The organism is Halorubrum sp. Hd13, from assembly GCF_002252755.1.
In the GTDB taxonomy this organism is placed as follows: Archaea; Halobacteriota; Halobacteria; order Halobacteriales; family Haloferacaceae; genus Halorubrum.
Genome location: NZ_NHOY01000110.1, coordinates 1 through 17,983 on the forward strand (window position 1 = coordinate 1; position 17,983 = coordinate 17,983).

Sequence of the window (17,983 nt, forward strand, 5' to 3'; positions counted from 1 at the left end):
GGGCGGACAGGCCGCCTCTGAAGGACGGTTCGGAATCCGCTCCGTTCCGACCGATTCCTAACTACGTATAGAGCGGCCTGTCAGTTAAACCTCGGTATATGAAACTCGGTACAGACGTTCGGCCAGTGGATTGCTTCCCACCATGTCGGCTTCATCACCCGCCTAAAGGCGGGTGTATTCGCCTTCCAGTCTGTATAACCGGGGTATCCGCGAGGCCGGACAAGTGTCTTGTCCACCCGAGTCCCGAGCGGCCCCGGGGGGATCACTCGCGTTCGGTCTCGGTCTCGGCGTCGGCCTCGCGTTCCCCGTCGGTCTCCGCTTCCAAGTCGTCCCCGCCCGCGGCCTCGGCGGCCTCCTTCCGGGCGCGGTCCGCCGCGAGCTCTTTGTCGATGTCGTCCTCGACGTATCCCATCGACTCGACGGTGACGACGTTGCCGCCGCCGGGATCGACGACCATCACCTCCTCGCCCTCCTCGATCGTGCCCTCGATCGAGCGCGCGGAGTAGTAAGGGTTGAAGCCGCCGCCGGAGAGCTTCACCTCGCCGCCGGAGGTCGTCACGGCCTCGGTGACGGTGCCGGTCTTCCCTTTCAGCGAGTCGCTGTCGCTGGTCTGTTGCTGGCCCTTCCCGCCGTACAGGTCGAACTCGTGGTAGCCGTAGAAGGCGGCCGCGCCGAAGAGGAGCGTCAGCAGCGCCATGACGAGCGTGAGGCCCGCGCCCGCGATACCGAGCGACGTCAGCAGGAGCCCGCCGAGCCCCGCGCCGATCAGCGCGATACCGACGACGATGAAGTTCGCGCCCGGCGCGAGCGCCTCCGCCATAGAGAGCAGCAGGCCGGCCGTCAACAGCAGGAGGGGGAGCGTGTCCGGCCCGATCAGTCCGGACTGGAGGAGCGATCCGGCGCCCGTGATCAGATCCATGTCCGGACGTACGGCCGCGGCGGTATAAGTGGTAGTACGAGGGCCGGGCCGTCAGCGGCGAAAACGCGGGAACGCGCGCCGTCGGCTGAGAACCGGGGAAGACGCGCGCCGTCGACGAGGTGCCTCAGAACCCGAACACCAGCACGCCGACCGTGATCGCGACCCCGAGCGCGACGAACACGGCGTTCTCGACGTCGATGGGTCCGGGTTCGATCGGCTCCTCTTCGGGAGTGCCGGTGTCCTCCGTGACGCCGTCCGGGCCGACGTCGTCGACGGCGAACCGCCACTGGCGCTCGCCGGCGCCGTCGGTGTCCCGGGCCTCGTTCGCCCGGCTCCGCGTGTCGCCGTCGGCGTCCTCGTCGCTGGACATACCCGGTGATAGGCGCGTCGGTGATAAATGGCTGGCGGGTACGGGTCGGCGAGGGAGGCCGGCTATCGATTGCGCGCCGCCGCGATCACGTCGCCGTCGTAGATGACGCCGCGCTCGCCGTCGAGCGTGACCACGCTCCCGTCGGCGACGCTCTCGGGGAGCGTCGCGCCGGCGACCATCGGGACGCCGAGCTCGCGGGCGACGACGGCGGGGTAGCCGGTCATCCCCTCGCGGGCGTCGATGATCCCGACGAGCGCGTCGAGGTCACCCGAGAACTCGCCCTCGAAGCCGGGGCCGAGCGCGACGATGGAGCCCGCGGGAACCTCGCTCAGGTCGCCGTCGTCGGTCCGGTGGACGGGCGCGGCGACGCGGCCCGCGACCGCCGCCTTCCCGGTCACCAGCGTCTCGGCCGCGACGTGGACCTTCAGCGTGTTCGTCGTGTTCGTCCCCTCGAACTCGGTCAGCATCCCGGAGAGCACCACGAGCGTGTCCCCGGACGAGGCGCCGCCGGTGTCGAGCGCGGCGTCGACCGCGTTGTCGAGGATCGCCTCCATGTCGCTGGCGTACCCGGTCAGGACGGGTCTGACCCCCCACGAGAGCGCGAGCTGTCGCCGGACCCGGTCGTTCGGGGTCGTCGCGACCACGGGGACGCCCGGCCGGAACATCGCGGTCTTACGGGCCGTGAAGCCGGACTCCGACACCGCGACGACGGTGGACGCGCCGATGTCGCGGGCGAGGTAGCGGGCCGAGCGCGCCAGCGCCTCGGTTCGCGAGCCCTCCGCGGCGGCCGGGACGCGCTGCTCGCGCGTCTCGGCGTACTCGTCGCTGGACTCGACCTCGCGGACGATGCGGTCCATCGTCTCCACGACGTTGACGGGGTCGTCGCCGATGGCGGTCTCGCCCGAGAGCATCACCGCGTCGGTGCCGTCGAGGACCGCGTTGGCGACGTCCGAGGCCTCCGCGCGGGTCGGCCGGCGCGAGTGGACCATCGAGTCGAGCATCTCCGTCGCGGTGATGACGGGGACGCCCGCGTTGACGCACTTCCGGATGATCCGCTTTTGAATGACGGGGACGTCCTCCAGCGGGCACTCCACGCCGAGGTCGCCGCGCGCGACCATCACGCCGTCCGCGGCGTCGACGATGCCGTCGAGGTTCTCGACCGCGCCGGCCCGCTCGATCTTCGCGACGACCGGGATGTCGTCGCCGCCGCGCTCCTCGAGCTCGTCGGCGATCTCGTAGACGTCGGCGGCGTTCCGCACGAAGGAGGCCGCGACGAAGTCGGCGTTCGTCCGGACGGCCAGGTCGAGCTCGTCTTCGTCCTCGGGCGTGATCAGGTCGACGTCGATGGCGACGCCGGGGAGGTTGACGCCCTTCCGCGAACTGAGCTCCCCGCCGGAGACGACGGTGGCGACGACGGCGTCGCCGTCGACCCGCTCGACGCGGCACTCGATCCGGCCGTCGTCGAGGAGGACCGTGTCGCTCGGGCCGGCGGCCGCGATGGAGTGCGTGAGCCCCACGCGCTCGGGAGTGGCGCCGTCGCCCTCCGCGAACGTCACCTCGGAGCCCGTCGCGAGCCGGATCGGCTCGTCGAGCTCCGCGGTGCGGACCTCCGGACCCTTCAGGTCGACCATCACCGCGAGCGGGTCATCGATCGCGTCGTCGACCGCGCGGGCCCGCTCGATGACCTTCTCGCGGTGGGCCGTCGTCCCGTGGCTGGCGTTCAGCCGGACGACGGACATCCCCGCGTCGGCGAGGGCGCGGATCGCGTCCCGGTCGTCCGACGCGGGACCGATCGTACAGACGATCTTTGCGTTGCGCATACCGCCGGGTTCGGCGCACGCCCGCAAAAAGGCACACGGTTGAGTCGGGAGCGAGTGAACGTTCGTGACGTTCGCCGGGCGTCGGACGCGGTCACGCGTTCGGTCAGGGAGTGAGTCCGACCGACAGCGCGAGGGCGGCGGCGCCGACCCCGAGGAACAGCCGGTTCGCTCGCGGGTTCGCCGCCGGCGTCAGGTCGAGCGTGACGTGCCACGCCGAGAGGGGGCGAAACGGCCGGATCCCCATCGGCGTGATCGCGTCGCCGGCGACGTGCGAACAGAGCGAGAGGGTCGCGACGCCGCCGACGAAGGCCGGGGTCCACGGCGGGAGGGCGACCCCGGTCGGCGCGCCCGCAGGGAGGGCGATCCCGGCCGCGAGCGCCGCGAACGCCCCCGCGGCGACGGCGAACGCGACCGTGTGCGTCGGGCCGCGGTGCGCGACCGGCAGTCGGTGGTCGAGGTCGGGGAGCGTCGAGCACGCGACGGCGACCGCCGCGCCGAGGACCGCCAGTCCGGGCTCGCCGGCGACCCGGACCGCCCCCGCGACCGGCGCGTACGCGAGCAGCGCGATGCCGACGTGGCCCCGCCAGTACATGGGTGTCGCTCTGCGGATACCGACAATAAATCCGTCGGGGGAGGAGCGTCGTCAGCGGGGCGCTGAGCGTTGGCGGGGGGAGGTGTTCGCGTCTCGGACCGCGCCTCAGTCGTCGGCCGGCGCGGGCGCGTCGCCCGCGGAGAGACGGACGTCGGGGCCGTCGACGCCGAGTTCGTCGAGCGCGGACTGCGCGGCGCGCTTCCCGGAGACGAGCATCGCGCCGAACGTCGGGCCCATCCGGGGGAGGCCGTGAGCGGTCGCGACCGCCATGCCGGACGCGATCAGCCCGTCGTGGACGACGCCGGTGTGCTCGACGACTCGGTCCTCGCTCTCGCCGACCCACATGGAGTCGTGGCCGGGCGAGTCGTGGCCGGGGGCGCCGTACTCGCCGTCGCCGGTCTGGTCCATCCCGGTGTTGTGCTCCTTCGCGTGCTCGATGCCGGGCGCCGAGAGGACGCCGCGCTCGTCGAGCTTGCTGATCGCGACCGCGTCGTGGCCGGTCGCGTCGATCACGAGGTCGGACTCGACCGCGATGGGGTCGACGCAGGTTATCTCGCGCGGGAGCGCGTGGACGGGCGTCCAGTTCATCACGATCCCGCCGACGCGGTGGTCCTCGCGGACGACGAGGTCGGTGAACTCCGTCATGTTCTGGACGCGCGCGCCGGCGTCGCAGGCGGCCTTGATCAGCCCGGAACAGGCCTCGGGGCCGGCCGCCGTGTAGAGGCCGTCGACGTCCTCGACCGGCTCGTAGTCGACGTCGAGGTCATCGAGGATCTCTTGGGCGGGGTCCCGGACGGTGACGGTGTTCATCAAGAACCCGCCGAGCCAGAAGCCGCCGCCGAGGTAGTTGTTCTTCTCGACGATCATGACCTTCACGCCGCGCTCGGCCAGCTCCTTGGCCGCCATCAATCCGGACGGACCGCCGCCGAGGACGATGACCTCGGAGTCGGTGAACTCGAGGAAGCCGTCGGTCCACTCGTTGCCGATCGCCTTCGTCACGTCGGTCTCGCTCACGTCGCTGAAGCCGTCGAATCCTTGCATACAACTTAGTGATATTACTTAGTTGTGAAAGGCGTTGCGGTCGATACGCGGAGTACGGACCCGGCGATACGGTCGATTGCTTATAAACAGTAACCGCTGGAACGGCAGCGAACGCCTCCGAAGCCCCGGCCACTCGGCTAGACGTGGTCGACAACGGATCGAAACCGAACGCCTCCAAAGCCCCTTTGAGTCCCGTCCGACCGCACCGTGATACGCCTCACGCCTCCCCAGCCTCGCGGTTCGCGCTCTCCGAGCGCTCACCGCGTCCCTCGCGGACCCCTCGCGGTCGCCGATGGCGACCGCTCGGCGGCGCGCCGCCGCTTCAGTGTCTCAGTTGACCACCGATGTCAGACTCGCGAATCGAGCGCCCGCAGCGGGGTCGAAGCGTCGATATCTCCGCATCTCTGGCTCGGTCGGCCCGTCCCCCGCGGCGCCCCCGACTCGTAGCCTTTTTACCCGCGCTGGCGGTAGACGGACTCACTATGGCTGAGGACAAGGCACGAAGCACCGGTAGTGCGGGCCGATTCGGCGCTCGCTACGGCCGGGTCTCCCGCAAGCGGGTCCAGGACATCGAAGAGGAGATGCGCAACGCGACCGTCGACGGCGACGACGTCACGCGCAAGGGCACCGGCATCTGGGTGAACGAGGAGACCGGCGAGACGTTCACGGGCGGCGCGTACCGCCCCGAGACGCCCGGCGGCCGCACCGTCCGCCGCTCCATCCGCGCCGCGCTCGCCGACGAGGAATAGGTAATGAGCTACAAGTGCTCCCGCTGTAAGCGAGACGTCACCCTCGACGAGTACGGCGGCGTGCGCTGCCCGTACTGCGGCCACCGCGTCCTCCTGAAGGAGCGCGGCGGCGACGTGAAGGAAGTGAACGTCGAGTAACCGTCCGGGCCGATCCGACCGTGACGGCGTCCCGCGCACACGAGGCGGTCCTCTCGTTCGCCTACCCCTCCGAGCGGCGCGCACGGCTCGTCGCCGACGCGCTCGCCCCCGAGGTCGGCGAGATCGACGACGCGCGCTCGGCCGCGACCGTCTCCCGCGACGGCGACGCGGTTCGGGTCCGGGTCGCCGCGGACGACCTCGTCGCCCTCCGCGCCGGGATCAACAGCTGGTCCCGACTCGTCGAGGTCGCGGAGCGGGTCGAGGCCGCGTCCGGTCGCGGGTAACCGCCGACCCGATTCGGAGATCCCCCGCTGTCCGCCCGCTCACGGTCCCTCTCCGGCGGTACGGCCGATGGGGACGAAGACGTGGGTTTTTCCGTCCGGACCGCCTCGCTTCGCCTATGCAAGGGAACATGCCGCCCGAGGCACAGGAGAAGATCGAGGAGCTTCAGGAACTGCAGGAGACCGCACAGCAGGTCGCCGAGCAGAGGGAGCAGGCGCAGACCGCGCTCAACGAGTCGAAGACGGCGCTCGACGCCCTCGAAGACGTCGACGAGGACGCCGGAATGTACCGCGAGATCGGCGAGGTCCTCGTCGAGACGGACTACGAGTCCGCCTACGACGACCTCGAGAACAAGGTCGACTCGCTCGAGGTCCGCGTCGAGCAGCTCCAGAAGCAGGAGGAGCGCGTCGAGGAGCAGTTCGACGACCTGCAGGGCGAGCTCCAGCAGATGCTTCAGGGCGGCGCCGGCGGCGGCGGTCCGATGGGCCCGGGCGGTCCGGGCGCGGGCGGCGCGTAAGCGTTCGATGAGCGACGAGCCGTCGGACGACGAAGTGGTCCGCACCGCGGCCGAGGCCGCGGAGGGCGTCATTTTCGCCCACTACGACCAGTCGGCGGTGACCGACCTCGACGTCACGGTGACGTTCGAGGAGGGCGTGCTCGACGTCGACGTCTACCTGAACGCCCCGGAGGACCCCGACCCCGACGCGGTCGCCCGCGAGGCGGCCGAGACCGCCGGCGAGGCGGTCGATGAGCTGTTCGCGGAGTAAGCGGTCGTTTCCTCCCGCTTTTCGACGAGTCCGACGAACCTGGCGACGGGTCCGACTACGCTGACGACGGGTCCGACTATCCCGACGACGGGTCCGACCGTCGCGGCCTCGACGCGCGTCACGGGTCCGAGAGCGACGCACGGGAGCGGCGCGGTCCCCACGGGACCCTCACCGACAGCTATTAATCGAAGTATTGTGAACTGTTACCGCATGTCATCGAGCTACGGCGGCACGTCGGCGTTCGATCGGCTCCGTGCTCGGCTCGACGGAAGCGCCCTCGCCTGCGAGGAGTGCGGGTTCGTCGACGACGAGGGCGAGTGGGAGGCGGTCACCACCGGCGGGACCGTCGAGTACCGACGTGAGTGCCCGAGCTGCGGGACCGAACACGTCCACCGGTACCGACTCTGAGCCGCGGGGGAAGACTCGGCCGCGATGTACGACGAGATCCTCTGTGCGACCGACGGGAGTCCCGGGAGCGATGACGCCGTCGAACACGCGGGCAGCATCGCCGAGTTGGCCGGCGCGCGGATCCACGCGCTGTTCGTGGTCGACGAGACGATCGCCGGCGCCGACCGCTGGGACGTGGTCGTCGAGCGCGAGGAGGAGCGCGGCGAGCGCGCGCTCGACGCCGTCGCCGCGGCCGGCGCGGAGCGCGGCGTTCCGGTCGAGAGGCACCTCCGGCGCGGCCGGCCGCACGAGGCGATCCTCGACGCCGCGGACGACTACGGGGCCGACCTGATCGTGATGGGGACGCACGGTCGGACCGGGGTCGGCCGGTTCATCGCGGCCGGGTCGGTCGCCGAGCGGGTCGTGCGACACAGCGAGGCGCCGGTACTGACCGCGCGGGTGGAAGAGTGAGCGGGGCCGAAAACGGGGGGAGCGTCTACGCCGACTCGCAGATCGAAACGAAGTTCTCGAACACCTCGTCGCCGCGCTCGGTGTGGGCGACCTCCGGGTGCCACTGGACGCCGTACAGGTCGGCCTCCGGGTTCGACATCGCCTCGATGCCGCAGACGTCGGAGGTGGCGGTCCGGGCGAACCCCTCCGGGAGCGACTTCACTTCGTCGGCGTGCGAGGCCCACACGCGGGTGTCGGGCGAGAGCGACCCGACGAGCGGGTCCTCGTCGTCGACGATCTCCACGTCGACGTCGGCGTAGCCGCCGTAGTCGCCGCCGCCGACCTCGCCGTCGAGCTCGGCCGCGATCAGCTGCATCCCGAGGCAGATACCGAAGACAGGGACGTCCAGATCGAGGTAGTCCGGCGCGTTGCCGACGCGGTCCATGTCGGGGCCGCCGGAGAGGACGACCCCGTCCGCCTCCACCTCGTCGGCCGGCTCCTCGGCCGAGACAATCTCGGTGTCGACGCCGATGTCGCGGAGCGCCCGCCGCTCGAGGTGCGTGAACTGGCCGTGGAGGTCGATGACGACGATCCGGGTCATGGCCCCGATTGACGGCTCCCGCACAAAAACGGCTCGGAACGGGCCGCAGTATCGTGGTGTTTTCGACGCTCTCGACGCCTCGGTAATGCACGAACGAGGATCGGTCGAGGGTCCGCACCCCGCTCAGAGGTCGAGCGGCCCGCTCTTCGTGAACTCCCGGAGCAGCACGGTCGCGTACGATCCGCTCGGGAGCGCGAACGCGAACCGGGGGTCTCCGTCCGAGAACGCCACGTCGAGGTCGGTGCGCAGGAGGAGCGCCCGGCGCGTGCCCGCGGAGTCGAACTCGCCGGGGAGCGCGAAGTCGCCGGGCTCGATCCCGGCGTCGGCGAGGACCTCGCGCTCGATCTCGCCGGGCTCGCCGTCGCCGAGTTCGGTCTCGGTCCCGACGAGCGGAGCCGTCACGAACGCCCGGCCGCGCTCGCAGTGCCGGGAGACGACCGACACGCGGTCGGCGTCGACCCGCTGGAGTCGGTCTGTATCGGGGGCGTACAGCTCGTCGGGGGCGTCGCCGTCGGCGAAGCAGACCACGTCGCCGGCGACGGGGCGATCGAACGGGAGGCCGCGCCGGAGCCGCTCGCTCGCGATCCGGTTGAAGAGGAACGACTGGGCCGCGTTGACGAACAGGCGCTGGAGGTTCGACGGCACCGCCTCCAGCGCGTGCCACCAGTCCTCGTCGTCTGGCGGCGCGTCGGGGGCGACGCCGCGGTCGGCGAGCCGGTGGACCATCGAGCGCTCGAACCGGAGCTTGCCCGGGATCGCGTCGAGGCAGGCGCCCCAGTCGCCGTCGCCGGTACCGTCGGCGGCGGAGCGCTCGGCGTCGGCGACGTCGGCGGCGGCCGCCCCGCCCGCGATACCCTCCCCGGCGACCTCGGGGTTCACGCCGAACGCCGCGTCGACGCGGTCGCGCGCGGCCCGCGTGTCGTCAGGCTCCGTCTCGGCGGGGTTACCCGCGTACAGCCGGACCGCCTCGCGCGGGTCGTTCCGGGCGATCGCGAGCCCCACGACGTGGGTGACGGGCCGCCGGCTTCCGAACCGCTGTTGGCCGAAGTAGTTCGGGACGCCGACGGTCGCGCCGCTCGCGAGGTCGGCGTCGGCGCTCGCGGCGTCGGCCGAGTCGCTCTCGTCGCCCGCGAACCCACGGAGGTCGCGCACCGCGTCGGCGACGCGGCCGGGCGCCTCCCCCACCGCGTCGGCGACCCGGATCTCGAAGGCGTTGCCGGCCAGATCGCCGAAGGAGAGCCGCCGGCCGGCCCGACCGAGCGCCTCGATCTCGGCGCCGCGGATCGCGGGGAGGTCGTCGGGGTCGACCTCGCGGAGCGTGAACAGCTGCGTCGTGACCGCGCGCTTGTCCTTCGTGCCGGCCCACGAGACGCGCTCGCGGCTGATCCCGAGCGCGTCGGAGATCCGGCGCGCGAAGTCGTTCGTGTCCCAGTCGCGCAGCGTGACGCGGACGACAAGTTCGGGGTAGCTCCCGCGGTCTGCGCCGAGCGGCTCCGGCTCGAACGCCTCCAGTTCGCGGACGCGGAAGTCCTCGGGAGACTCCCGGAGCCGGCCGCCGATCCCGTCGGCGTCACTGACGTAGTAGTCCATGCCGACCGCGCGCTCGGTCGGGTGCGCCTCGCGGAGGTCGCGTTCGGAGGCCATCTAGTACAGCGAGAGGTCGCCGGTCACGCGGTCGACGGTGTCGTCGCGGGCGGGCCCGACGGCGAGCGCGGTGACGGTCCCCGGCTCCAGTTGGGTGTGGCCCGCGTCTCGGACGATGGCGTACGGGATCCCCTCCGTCTCCGCCTTGTCGGCCAGCGCGAACAGCTGGCTCTCGGAGTCGCCCTTCAGCACGACCTTCTTCTGTCCGTCGCCCTGCCACTTCTTGCGGGCGCGGCGCCCCGCGTCCTGGTACGCCGACAGCGACGCGTGCGCGACCTGCGCGGCGAGCTTCCCCTCGCCCATGCCGATGTCCGTGCGGGCGACGATGGCCTGCTTCATGTCCCGTTCCACCGCCGCCGCGGGTTTAGCGCTTTGCTCTCGGCCGGACCGGCGGCCGACCGGCTGGACGGAGCGATGGCAAAAAAGAAGAGTGGAACCGCGAGGCGGTCGGCCGGCCTCAGTCGTCGGCGGGCGAGGCGCCGCCGGAGGCGGAGCCGAGGCCCGAGGCCATCTTGGCGACCGCGCTCTCGTTGTCGACGACCCACCGCAGGAGGAGGAACGCGAAGAGGTACTTCGCGATGATGTCCATCCCGCTGTACGCCCACGAGGTGATCGCGACGTCGAGCACCGCGAGCCCCTCGGCGCCGAGCGCCCAGAAGATCGGGTAGCCGAGCCACAGGACCACGGTGAGCACCTTCAGCGTGTTGAAGATCTCGGCGGTGCCGGCGACCTCGGCGTCCCGTGCCCACTCGGCGAGCAGGATGTAGAGGACGACGGCGAAGAAGGCGCAGCTGATGACGTACCAGACCCAGCGTAGCATGTATGAGGACGTGGTCAGCGCGGCCGCGAGACCGGTGACGCACATCCCGATGTCGGCCACGACGGCCGTGAACAGCTTCGTCATGTTCGAGCCGGCGAGCAGGCCGAGCGCGATGAGGATCATCGGCGTCGACAGCGCCCACGTGAGATACCGGCCCCACGGAGTGAGCACCTCCTGACCGGCCAGCGCGTGTCCGGCCGGCATCTCGAGGAAGCTGACCGTGAGTCCGGAGACGAGTCCGGTGTAGCTCGATATCGACACCAGCGGTACCATCAGCGTGGCGACGAAGATCAGCTGAGCGCGGGGGTCCTCCACGTTCCGGCCCATGTACACGAACAGGAGGATGGACAGGCCCGCGAGGGCGATGTTTATCCAGAGCGACGCGCTCAGGAGCTGATCGCTCTGAATCGCTTGGAACACGTCGGTTTGAGTCATTTCGAGCGGGACGATTCCCTGCGCGAGTAGGTCGGCCGCTGCTGTTTCGATCATGCGACGTACCTCCTTACGTCGCGGGACAATTAAATGGACCAACCTGACAGGTAAGGGTTTCTCAACGGATTCCGGTCTCGGCCGGAATAGTTCGAAAACCTCAGCTTCTGCGGCCCGATAATGAACGGTCGATCCAAAGTCTCCCGTTCATCGCCCGATCAGCGGAATCCGGTCGAAAGGACCGCCGGCGACGTCCGCCGCGACCGCGTCGGCGCAGTGCTCCCCGCTCAGCAGGCACATCGGGACGCCGATCCCGGGGTTGCTGCTCCCGCCGACGTAGTAGAGCCGGTCGACCCCCCGGACCCGCGGGCCGGGGCGGAGCGGTCCCGTCTGTCTCATCGTGTGCGCGAGCCCGAGCGCGCTCCCGCCCGGTCGGTCGAACCGGTCGGCGAAGTCGGAGACGGACGCCGACTCCTCGACGACGATCCGGTCGCGGAGGTCGGTCCCGGTGTACGACGCGACCGCGTCGAGGACGCGCTCGCGGAACGCGGCCCGGCGGTCGGGGCCGTCGTCCAAGCCTGGCGCGATCGGGACGAGCGTCACGACCGTCTCGTGGCCCTCCGGCGCGACCGACGGGTCGGTGCGCGAGGGCACGTTCACGTATATCGTCGGGTTCTCGGGCCACGCGGGCGACTCGAAGATGGCGTCGAAGTGGGGCTTCCAGTCGGTCGGCAGCGCCAGCGTGTGGTGCGCCAGCGAGTCGAGGGACCCCTCCACGCCGAGGTAGAGCAGGAAGGCGCTCGGGCCGTACGTCCGCCGGTCCCAGTAGTCGCCGAAACGGGGCACCGCGCCCTCGGGGAGCAGCTCGCGCTCGACGTGCTCGGGCGGCGCGTTACAGACGACCCGGTCGTGGACGTAGCGGTCGCCGCCCAGCTCGACGGCGACCTCGTCGGGCCCCGGCTCGATTCCGGTGACGCCGACCCCCGTGTGGACGTCCGCGCCCTGCGCCGTCGCGACCGCCTCGATCGCCTCGATCACCTCGTACATCCCGCCGAGCGGGTAGTAGACGCCGTGCCCGAAGTCCACGTGGCTCATCAGCTGGTACAGGGCGGGGGTGTTGTACGGCGACCCGCCGAGGAAGACGAGGGTGTACTGGAGCAGCTGGCGGAGCTTCGGGTGCTCGACGTACGACGCGACGTGTTCGTCGAGCGTGTCGAACAGGTTGAGCTTGCGGCCGCCGGCGAGGACGTCGGTCGAGAGGTAGTCGCGGAACCGCGACCGCCCCGGCCGCACGAAGCTGTCCATCCCGACCTCGTAGGCCGTCTCGGCGTCGTCGAGGTACCGGCGAAACGCGTCGCCCGCGCCGGCCTCGTACGAGTCGAACAGCGCCGCGGCCGCGTCCGGGTCCGCGGGGACGTCGACCCGGTCCCCGTCGTCCCAGAACACGCGGTAGTGCGGGTCGAGCCGCTCCAGCTCGTAGAAGTCCTCCGGATCGCGGCCGAATCGCTCGAAGAAGCGTTCGAACACGTCCGGCATGAGGTACCACGAGGGACCGGTGTCGAACCGGAACCCGTCGCGTTCCAGCCGGCCGGCCACCCCGCCCACGCGCTCGCGGCGCTCGTAGAGCGTCACCTCGGCCCCGGCGTCGGCGAGGTGCGCGGCCGCCGAGAGCCCGCCGACGCCGCCGCCCACGATACCGATCGAGACCCCGTCGAGCCCGCGCGCTGTCATCGTCGATAGAACGGTTTCCGGCCGGGAGAGTCGTGTCCGTCCCACGACGGGGTTTTATAAATTCCACGCGCGGCTCGGTCGACGGACGTACTCGTTCGGGACCGTTCTTTTACCGGTCCGTCGGCTTAATTCGAACATGTCGCGGGGGTCACGTCGCTCGTCGTCCGCCGACGGTTCGACCGACCCCCACGCCGACGATCCCCCCGACGACGACCGCGACAGCCCGATACCCGACGAGCCCGCCGGCGGGTCGCGGGGCGTCCGCGCTCGCCTCGCCGTCCGGGACCCGCCGCACGCGCCGGTCGCCGAGGCGCTCCCCGACGGGACGGTCGCCACCGGCGTGGAACGCGTCCGCCTCGACGACGCCGTCGTCTCGGAGTTCCGCACAGAGCGGCCGATCGACGCGGATCCCGTGTTCGCGGCCGACGGCGAGTACGTCTACCGGATCCGGAGCCCTCCGACGGAGCCGTACCCCTGCCGGTCGATCGAGTCGCTCGGCCACCCGGTCTCCGACGTCACGGTCCGGACGGGCCCCGACCGGATCCTGCTCACGCTCTCGTTGCCCACCGGCGACCCGATCGGCGACATCGTCGAGACCGTCGAGGCCACGGGGGCGTCGGTCACGCTCGAACGGCTCACCCGGTCCGGCGCGTCGGGCGACTGCGACCCGGTCGTCGTCGATCGGGACCGGCTCACCGACCGACAGCGCGAGGTCGTCCGGACCGCCCACCGGCTCGGGTACTTCGAGTACCCGCGCGAGGCCGACGCGGAGGCGGTCGCGGCGGCCGTGGGGATCGCCCGGTCGACGTTCGCCGAGCACCTCGCGGCCGCGCAGCGGCGGGTGTTCGACGAGCTCGTGGACCCGTGACGGGAGCCGAGCCGTCGGACGGAGCGGTCCGCCGCTTCCCGAGGCCCGCGACGGTTCCCACGCGGTGGGGCGAACCGCGATATTGAAACGACTGAAACCCCGAGGACGGGTATGCATCGCAGACGGTTCCTCCGGCGGATCGGGGCGGCCGGCGTCGGCACCGGGGCGACCGCGTCCCTCGCCGGCTGCGCCGGCGTCGGCGGCGAGCCGGACTACGACGTCGGGATGGTCGCGTCCGGGTACCGCCCCGCCGAGCTGACCGTGTCCGTCGGGGACACGGTCGTCTGGGAGAACACGAGCTCGCGGGCGCACACGGTGACCGCCTACGAGGCGGCGATCCCCGACGCGGCGGAGTACTTCGCCTCCGGCGGCTACGAGGACGAGGAGACCGCCCGCGAGGCGTGGGCGTCCGACTTCGGCGGCGGACTGGAGAACGGCGACCGCTTCTCGCACACCTTCGAGGTCGCCGGGCGCTACGACTACGTCTGCATCCCGCACGAGACCGGGGGGATGTACGCGACCGTCTTCGCGGAGGAGTGACGTGCGCCGCAGCCGTCGCGGACCGTCGGTCTCGTCCCCGACGAAACCCATTACCGCCCGCGACGCCAAGACGCGGTAACACACGCCCATGGACATCTCGACGCTTCTGGGGACCGACGTCCTGCTGTTCCTGGCCATCGGGCTGCTCGGCGGCGCCCACTGCATCGGCATGTGCGGCCCGCTCGTGACGGTGTACGCCGGCCGGATGCGCGAGGGGGACGGCCGGACCGACGGCGGGGGCGCGGCGAGCGGCGGGGCCGCCGCGTCCGCGGCCTCCGACGGTCGCGGGAGCCACCTCACGACCTACGAGGTCCGCCAGCACGCGCTGTTCAACCTCGGCCGCGCGGCGAGCTACGCGACCATCGGCGCGGCGCTCGGCGCGCTCGGCGGGGTCGTCCTCGTCACGACGGCGACGCTGACCGGCGCGGCGGAGCTCGTCCGGGGCGTCGTCGGCCTCGGCGTCGGCGCGGCCGTGATACTCGTCGGCGTTCGGTACGCGCTCGGCGGCGCGACCGGGGGGATCCACCTCCCGGGACTCGAACGAGTCACCGGCTGGCTCACCGGCCACGTCGACCGGCTCGCGAACGGCCCCGGCATCGTCGGGCTCGGCGCGGTCCACGGCCTCCTCCCCTGCCCGATCCTCTACCCGGCGTACCTCTACGCGTTCGCCAGCGGCTCGGCGGTCAGCGGCGGAATCGCGCTCGCGGCGCTCGGGATCGGAACGATGCCCGCCGTCTTCCTCTACGGCACCGTGATCGAGAGCGTCGACGCCGTCCACCGGCGCCGGATCCACCGGCTGCTCGGCGTCGCCTTCGTCGCGCTCGGCTACGTCCTGTTCGCGCACGGACTGATGTCGGTCGGAATCTCCGTGCCGCACCCGCGGCTCCCGTTCTGGAACCCGCTCGACGCCGGGACGATGGGGGGGATGTGACCGATGAGCGCGCCCGACTGCACCCTCTGTGAACTCCCGACCGACGGCGTCGACGTGACCGACGACGCGGGCAACGAGTTCTGCTGTCCCGGCTGTCGAGACGTGTACGCGGCCCTCGGCGACGTCGACGTCGACGCCGACGCGGTTCGGGAGCGTCGACGCGCGGGCGACGAAGGCGGGGAGGCCGGGGGCGATGAGGCCGGCGACGACGTCCCGGCCGACCACGAGGCGACGTTCCTCGAGGTCGACGGGATGCACTGCGCGACCTGCGAGGCGTTCATCGAGACGGTCGCGACCCGGACGGAGGGGGTCAGCGCCGCGAGCGCCAGCTACGTCACGGACACCGTCCGGATCGACCACGACCCGGACGGCGTCTCGACCGACGACCTCTCGGAGGCGGTGAGCGGGCTCGGCTACAGCGCGTACCCCCGCGACGACGCCTTCGCGCGCCGGCAGGCCGACAACATGGCGACGGCCCGGCTCGCGGCCGGCGTGCTCGTCGGGATGGCCGTCATGCTGCAGTACATCGTCATCATCTATCCGACCTACTTCGCGTTCCCCTTCTACAACGAGCGCACCCTGGAGTACCTCGACCAGGCGATGTCGTCGACGTCGGGGACGTACTTCTTCATCGTGATCGCGGTCCTGACGACCGTCGTCCTCCTGTTCACCGGGAAGCCGATACTGCGGGGCGCCTACGTCAGCGCGAAGACGCGGTCGCCGAACATGGACCTCCTCGTCGCCATCGCGGCGGTGAGCGCGTACGTCTACAGCACGCTCGCGGTGATATTCGTCGAGTCGCCGTCGATCTACTACGACGTGACGGTCGCGATCATCGTGATCGTCACCGTCGGCAACAGCTACGAGGACTCGATCAAGAAGCGCGCGACGGAGCTCCTCTCGGACCTCACCGCGGTGCAGGTCGACAGCGCTCGGCGGGTCGTCGGGACCGGCGACGCCTCCGGCGGCTCCGATGCGGCCGATGCGGGGGCCGTCACCCAGACGGAGGAAGTCGCCATCGACGCGCTCGAACCCGAGGATCGCCTGCTCGTGCGGGCGGGCGAGCGCGCCCCGGTGGACGGCGAGGTCGTCGCCGGCGACGCCGCGGTCGACGAGTCGGTCGTCACCGGCGAGTCGATGCCGGTCCGGAAGACCGCCGGCGACGACGTGGTCGGCGGCTCCGTGGTCGCCGACGGTTCGCTGACGATCGCGGTCGGTCCCGACGCGAGCTCCAGCCTCGACCGCGTCGCGGAGCTCGTCTGGGACCTCCAGAGCGGGAACCACGGCGTCCAGAAGCTCGCCGACCGGCTCGCGACGGTCTTCGTCCCGGTCGTCCTCGCGGTGGCCGTCGTCGCCGCCGCCGCGAACCTCGCGCTCGGCAACGGCGTCACCGAGGCGATGCTCGTCGGGCTCACGGTGCTCATCGTCTCGTGCCCCTGTGCGCTCGGGCTCGCGACCCCGCTCGCGGTCGCCGCCGGGATCCGCGACGCGCTCGAGCGGTCCATCGTGATCTTCGACGACACCGTCTTCGAGCGGGTCCGCGACGCGACCACCGTCGTCTTCGACAAGACGGGGACGCTCACCACCGGCGAGATGGAGGTGATCGCCGCCGACGTCGACGACGACCTCCTCCGGCTCGCGGCCGCGTTGGAGGAGCGGTCGGCCCACCCGGTCGGCCGGGCCATCGCCGCGGCGCGAGCGCGCGGAGACGCTCGCGGAGACCCGGACGCGTCGCCCGCCCCCGCGGCGGTCGCCGACGGCGGGACGACCGAGTCGGCGTCGCCCGACGACGGAGCCGGCGCGACCGCCGGCGGCGACGCCGGAGGCGCGACCGACGCGCTCGCGGTCGAGGGCTTCGAGAGCCACGCCCGCGGGGTCTCCGGGACGGTCGACGGGACCGACGTGGTCGTGGGCCACCCCGCCCTGTTCGACGAGCGCGGCTGGACCGTCCCCGACGAGATCCGGCGGGCGGTCGCCGAGGCGCGCGACGTGGGTCGCGTCCCCGTCGCGGTGGGGCGCGACGGCGCCGCCGAGGGCGTCGTCGTGGTCGGCGACGAGCTGCGCGAGGGGTGGGAGGAGACGGTGACCGCGCTCGCCGACGAGGGCGTCGACGTGGTCGTGCTGACGGGCGACGACGAGCGCGCGGCGACCGTCTTCGAGGAGCACGAGGCGGTCTCCTCGGTCTTCGCGGGCGTCCCGCCGGAGGGGAAAGCCGAGACGATAACGCGGCTGAAGGCGAGCGGGCTCACGGTGATGGTCGGCGACGGGACCAACGACGCGCCGGCGCTCGCCGCCGCGGACCTCGGGATCGCGCTCGGCGGCGGCACGGCGATGGCGGCCGACGCCGCCGACGTGGCGATCGTCGACGACGACCTCGGCTCGGTCGCGACCGTCTTCGAGCTGTCGCGGGCGGCCGGCCGGCGCGTGAAGGGGAACATCGGCTGGGCGTTCCTGTACAACGCGGTCGCGATCCCGCTCGCGGTCACCGGCCTGCTCAACCCCCTGTTCGCCGCGGTCGCGATGGGCGCGTCGAGCCTGCTCGTCGTGACGAACTCCTCGCGGGCGCTGCTGGAGTGACGGGCGGCGGGAGGCCGCGCTCAGTACATCAGCACGGCGGTGAGGAGCCATCCGACCCCGACGGCGACCGACGCGGCGGTCGGCGACCGGGTCGGTTCGGTCGGCGGGTTTCGGAAGAGAATCTCGTAGAGGACGAGCGTGGACACGAGGCTCCCGCCGGCGAGCCCCTGGTGAAGGGCCACCGCGGAGTGGACGCTCGCCCCGGCACCGGCGATCATCGCGGCCGCGATCACCGCGAGCAGCCAGTCGTAGTAGCTCGCCATTCCCTCGTCGATACTTGTGACTCAGTTGCCAAGTATCGCTCGTCGCTTCCCGCGAGCCGATAAC

Annotated in this window: 22 protein-coding genes; 11 read left to right on the forward strand and 11 right to left on the reverse strand. The window is 71.5% G+C overall.

Translation table 11 applies throughout. The annotated features are described in order from the left end of the window. Positions 1-262 precede the first annotated feature (262 nt). The 5 genes from DJ81_RS14955 to DJ81_RS14975 all read right to left on the reverse strand — a co-directional run bounded on the left by DJ81_RS14955 (position 263) and on the right by DJ81_RS14975 (position 4,742). Positions 263-919: an NfeD family protein gene (locus tag DJ81_RS14955; RefSeq protein WP_094526656.1), complete on the reverse strand. Its 657-nt coding sequence runs from the start codon at positions 917-919 to the stop codon at positions 263-265. A gap of 124 nt (positions 920-1,043) precedes the next feature. Further along, positions 1,044-1,289 carry a hypothetical protein gene (locus tag DJ81_RS14960; protein WP_094525361.1) on the reverse strand — a complete coding sequence of 82 codons (246 nt, stop codon included), beginning with the start codon at positions 1,287-1,289 and terminating at the stop codon, positions 1,044-1,046. Positions 1,290-1,351: 62 nt separating this feature from the next. Beyond that, positions 1,352-3,109, reverse strand: coding sequence for a pyruvate kinase (pyk, locus tag DJ81_RS14965; RefSeq protein WP_094590384.1), 1,758 nt, complete (start codon positions 3,107-3,109; stop codon positions 1,352-1,354). A 103-nt stretch (positions 3,110-3,212) separates the two neighbouring features. After that, complete coding sequence (locus DJ81_RS14970) at positions 3,213-3,701, reverse strand: metal-dependent hydrolase (protein WP_094590386.1); 489 nt, start codon at positions 3,699-3,701, stop codon at positions 3,213-3,215. Positions 3,702-3,806: 105 nt separating this feature from the next. Next, on the reverse strand, positions 3,807-4,742 hold the full coding sequence (locus DJ81_RS14975; RefSeq protein WP_094590388.1) for a thiazole biosynthesis protein: 936 nt from the start codon (positions 4,740-4,742) through the stop codon (positions 3,807-3,809). A gap of 482 nt (positions 4,743-5,224) precedes the next feature. Between DJ81_RS14975 and DJ81_RS14980 the strand changes: the two genes are divergently transcribed. The 7 genes from DJ81_RS14980 (at position 5,225) to DJ81_RS15010 (ending at position 7,536) form a co-directional block, all read left to right on the forward strand. Next, positions 5,225-5,491, forward strand: coding sequence for a 50S ribosomal protein L37ae (locus DJ81_RS14980; protein WP_086220860.1), 267 nt, complete (start codon positions 5,225-5,227; stop codon positions 5,489-5,491). Positions 5,492-5,494: 3 nt separating this feature from the next. Beyond that, a complete protein-coding gene (locus DJ81_RS14985) occupies positions 5,495-5,629 on the forward strand; it encodes a DNA-directed RNA polymerase subunit P (protein ID WP_004049526.1) in 135 nt (44 codons plus the stop codon). 20 nt (positions 5,630-5,649) lie between these two features. Beyond that, entirely contained in the window at positions 5,650-5,913 is a 264-nt protein-coding gene (locus DJ81_RS14990; RefSeq protein ID WP_094525357.1) for a KEOPS complex subunit Pcc1, read from the forward strand. A gap of 128 nt (positions 5,914-6,041) precedes the next feature. Continuing rightward, positions 6,042-6,428: a prefoldin subunit beta gene (locus DJ81_RS14995; protein WP_094525412.1), complete on the forward strand. Its 387-nt coding sequence runs from the start codon at positions 6,042-6,044 to the stop codon at positions 6,426-6,428. Between the two features lie 7 nt (positions 6,429-6,435). Continuing rightward, positions 6,436-6,678: a DUF3194 domain-containing protein gene (locus tag DJ81_RS15000; RefSeq protein ID WP_094525356.1), complete on the forward strand. Its 243-nt coding sequence runs from the start codon at positions 6,436-6,438 to the stop codon at positions 6,676-6,678. Between the two features lie 210 nt (positions 6,679-6,888). Next, positions 6,889-7,086 carry an HVO_0649 family zinc finger protein gene (locus DJ81_RS15005; RefSeq protein ID WP_094525355.1) on the forward strand — a complete coding sequence of 66 codons (198 nt, stop codon included), beginning with the start codon at positions 6,889-6,891 and terminating at the stop codon, positions 7,084-7,086. A 24-nt stretch (positions 7,087-7,110) separates the two neighbouring features. After that, entirely contained in the window at positions 7,111-7,536 is a 426-nt protein-coding gene (locus tag DJ81_RS15010) for a universal stress protein (protein ID WP_094525354.1), read from the forward strand. A 25-nt stretch (positions 7,537-7,561) separates the two neighbouring features. Here the strand turns inward: DJ81_RS15010 and DJ81_RS15015 are convergent, their stop codons facing one another. From DJ81_RS15015 to DJ81_RS15035, 5 genes are all read right to left on the reverse strand, one after another. Further along, positions 7,562-8,116, reverse strand: a complete 555-nt coding sequence (locus DJ81_RS15015) for a GMP synthase subunit A (RefSeq protein WP_094526658.1) — start codon at positions 8,114-8,116, stop codon at positions 7,562-7,564. A 123-nt stretch (positions 8,117-8,239) separates the two neighbouring features. After that, positions 8,240-9,760, reverse strand: a complete 1,521-nt coding sequence (gene truD, locus DJ81_RS15020; RefSeq protein ID WP_094590390.1) for a tRNA pseudouridine(13) synthase TruD — start codon at positions 9,758-9,760, stop codon at positions 8,240-8,242. Beyond that, positions 9,761-10,099 carry a peptidyl-tRNA hydrolase Pth2 gene (gene pth2 / locus DJ81_RS15025; protein WP_094525351.1) on the reverse strand — a complete coding sequence of 113 codons (339 nt, stop codon included), beginning with the start codon at positions 10,097-10,099 and terminating at the stop codon, positions 9,761-9,763. Positions 10,100-10,217: 118 nt separating this feature from the next. Further along, entirely contained in the window at positions 10,218-11,015 is a 798-nt protein-coding gene (locus DJ81_RS15030; protein ID WP_094590428.1) for a bacteriorhodopsin, read from the reverse strand. 201 nt (positions 11,016-11,216) lie between these two features. Next, on the reverse strand, positions 11,217-12,740 hold the full coding sequence (locus DJ81_RS15035) for an NAD(P)/FAD-dependent oxidoreductase (RefSeq protein WP_094526660.1): 1,524 nt from the start codon (positions 12,738-12,740) through the stop codon (positions 11,217-11,219). A 136-nt stretch (positions 12,741-12,876) separates the two neighbouring features. Between DJ81_RS15035 and DJ81_RS15040 the strand changes: the two genes are divergently transcribed. The 4 genes from DJ81_RS15040 to DJ81_RS15055 all read left to right on the forward strand — a co-directional run bounded on the left by DJ81_RS15040 (position 12,877) and on the right by DJ81_RS15055 (position 17,656). Next, positions 12,877-13,608 (forward strand): helix-turn-helix domain-containing protein, encoded by a 732-nt coding sequence (locus DJ81_RS15040; RefSeq protein WP_094590392.1) that lies wholly within the window; start codon positions 12,877-12,879, stop codon positions 13,606-13,608. A gap of 111 nt (positions 13,609-13,719) precedes the next feature. Further along, complete coding sequence (locus tag DJ81_RS15045) at positions 13,720-14,148, forward strand: plastocyanin/azurin family copper-binding protein (protein ID WP_094525348.1); 429 nt, start codon at positions 13,720-13,722, stop codon at positions 14,146-14,148. Positions 14,149-14,236: 88 nt separating this feature from the next. Then, complete coding sequence (locus DJ81_RS15050; protein ID WP_094525347.1) at positions 14,237-15,079, forward strand: sulfite exporter TauE/SafE family protein; 843 nt, start codon at positions 14,237-14,239, stop codon at positions 15,077-15,079. Positions 15,080-15,082: 3 nt separating this feature from the next. Then, positions 15,083-17,656 carry a cation-translocating P-type ATPase gene (locus DJ81_RS15055; protein WP_094590394.1) on the forward strand — a complete coding sequence of 858 codons (2,574 nt, stop codon included), beginning with the start codon at positions 15,083-15,085 and terminating at the stop codon, positions 17,654-17,656. A gap of 20 nt (positions 17,657-17,676) precedes the next feature. On the opposite strand, the gene DJ81_RS15060 is transcribed toward DJ81_RS15055, so the two are convergent. Then, on the reverse strand, positions 17,677-17,919 hold the full coding sequence (locus DJ81_RS15060) for a hypothetical protein (RefSeq protein ID WP_094590396.1): 243 nt from the start codon (positions 17,917-17,919) through the stop codon (positions 17,677-17,679). Between the last annotated feature and the right edge of the window lie 64 nt (positions 17,920-17,983).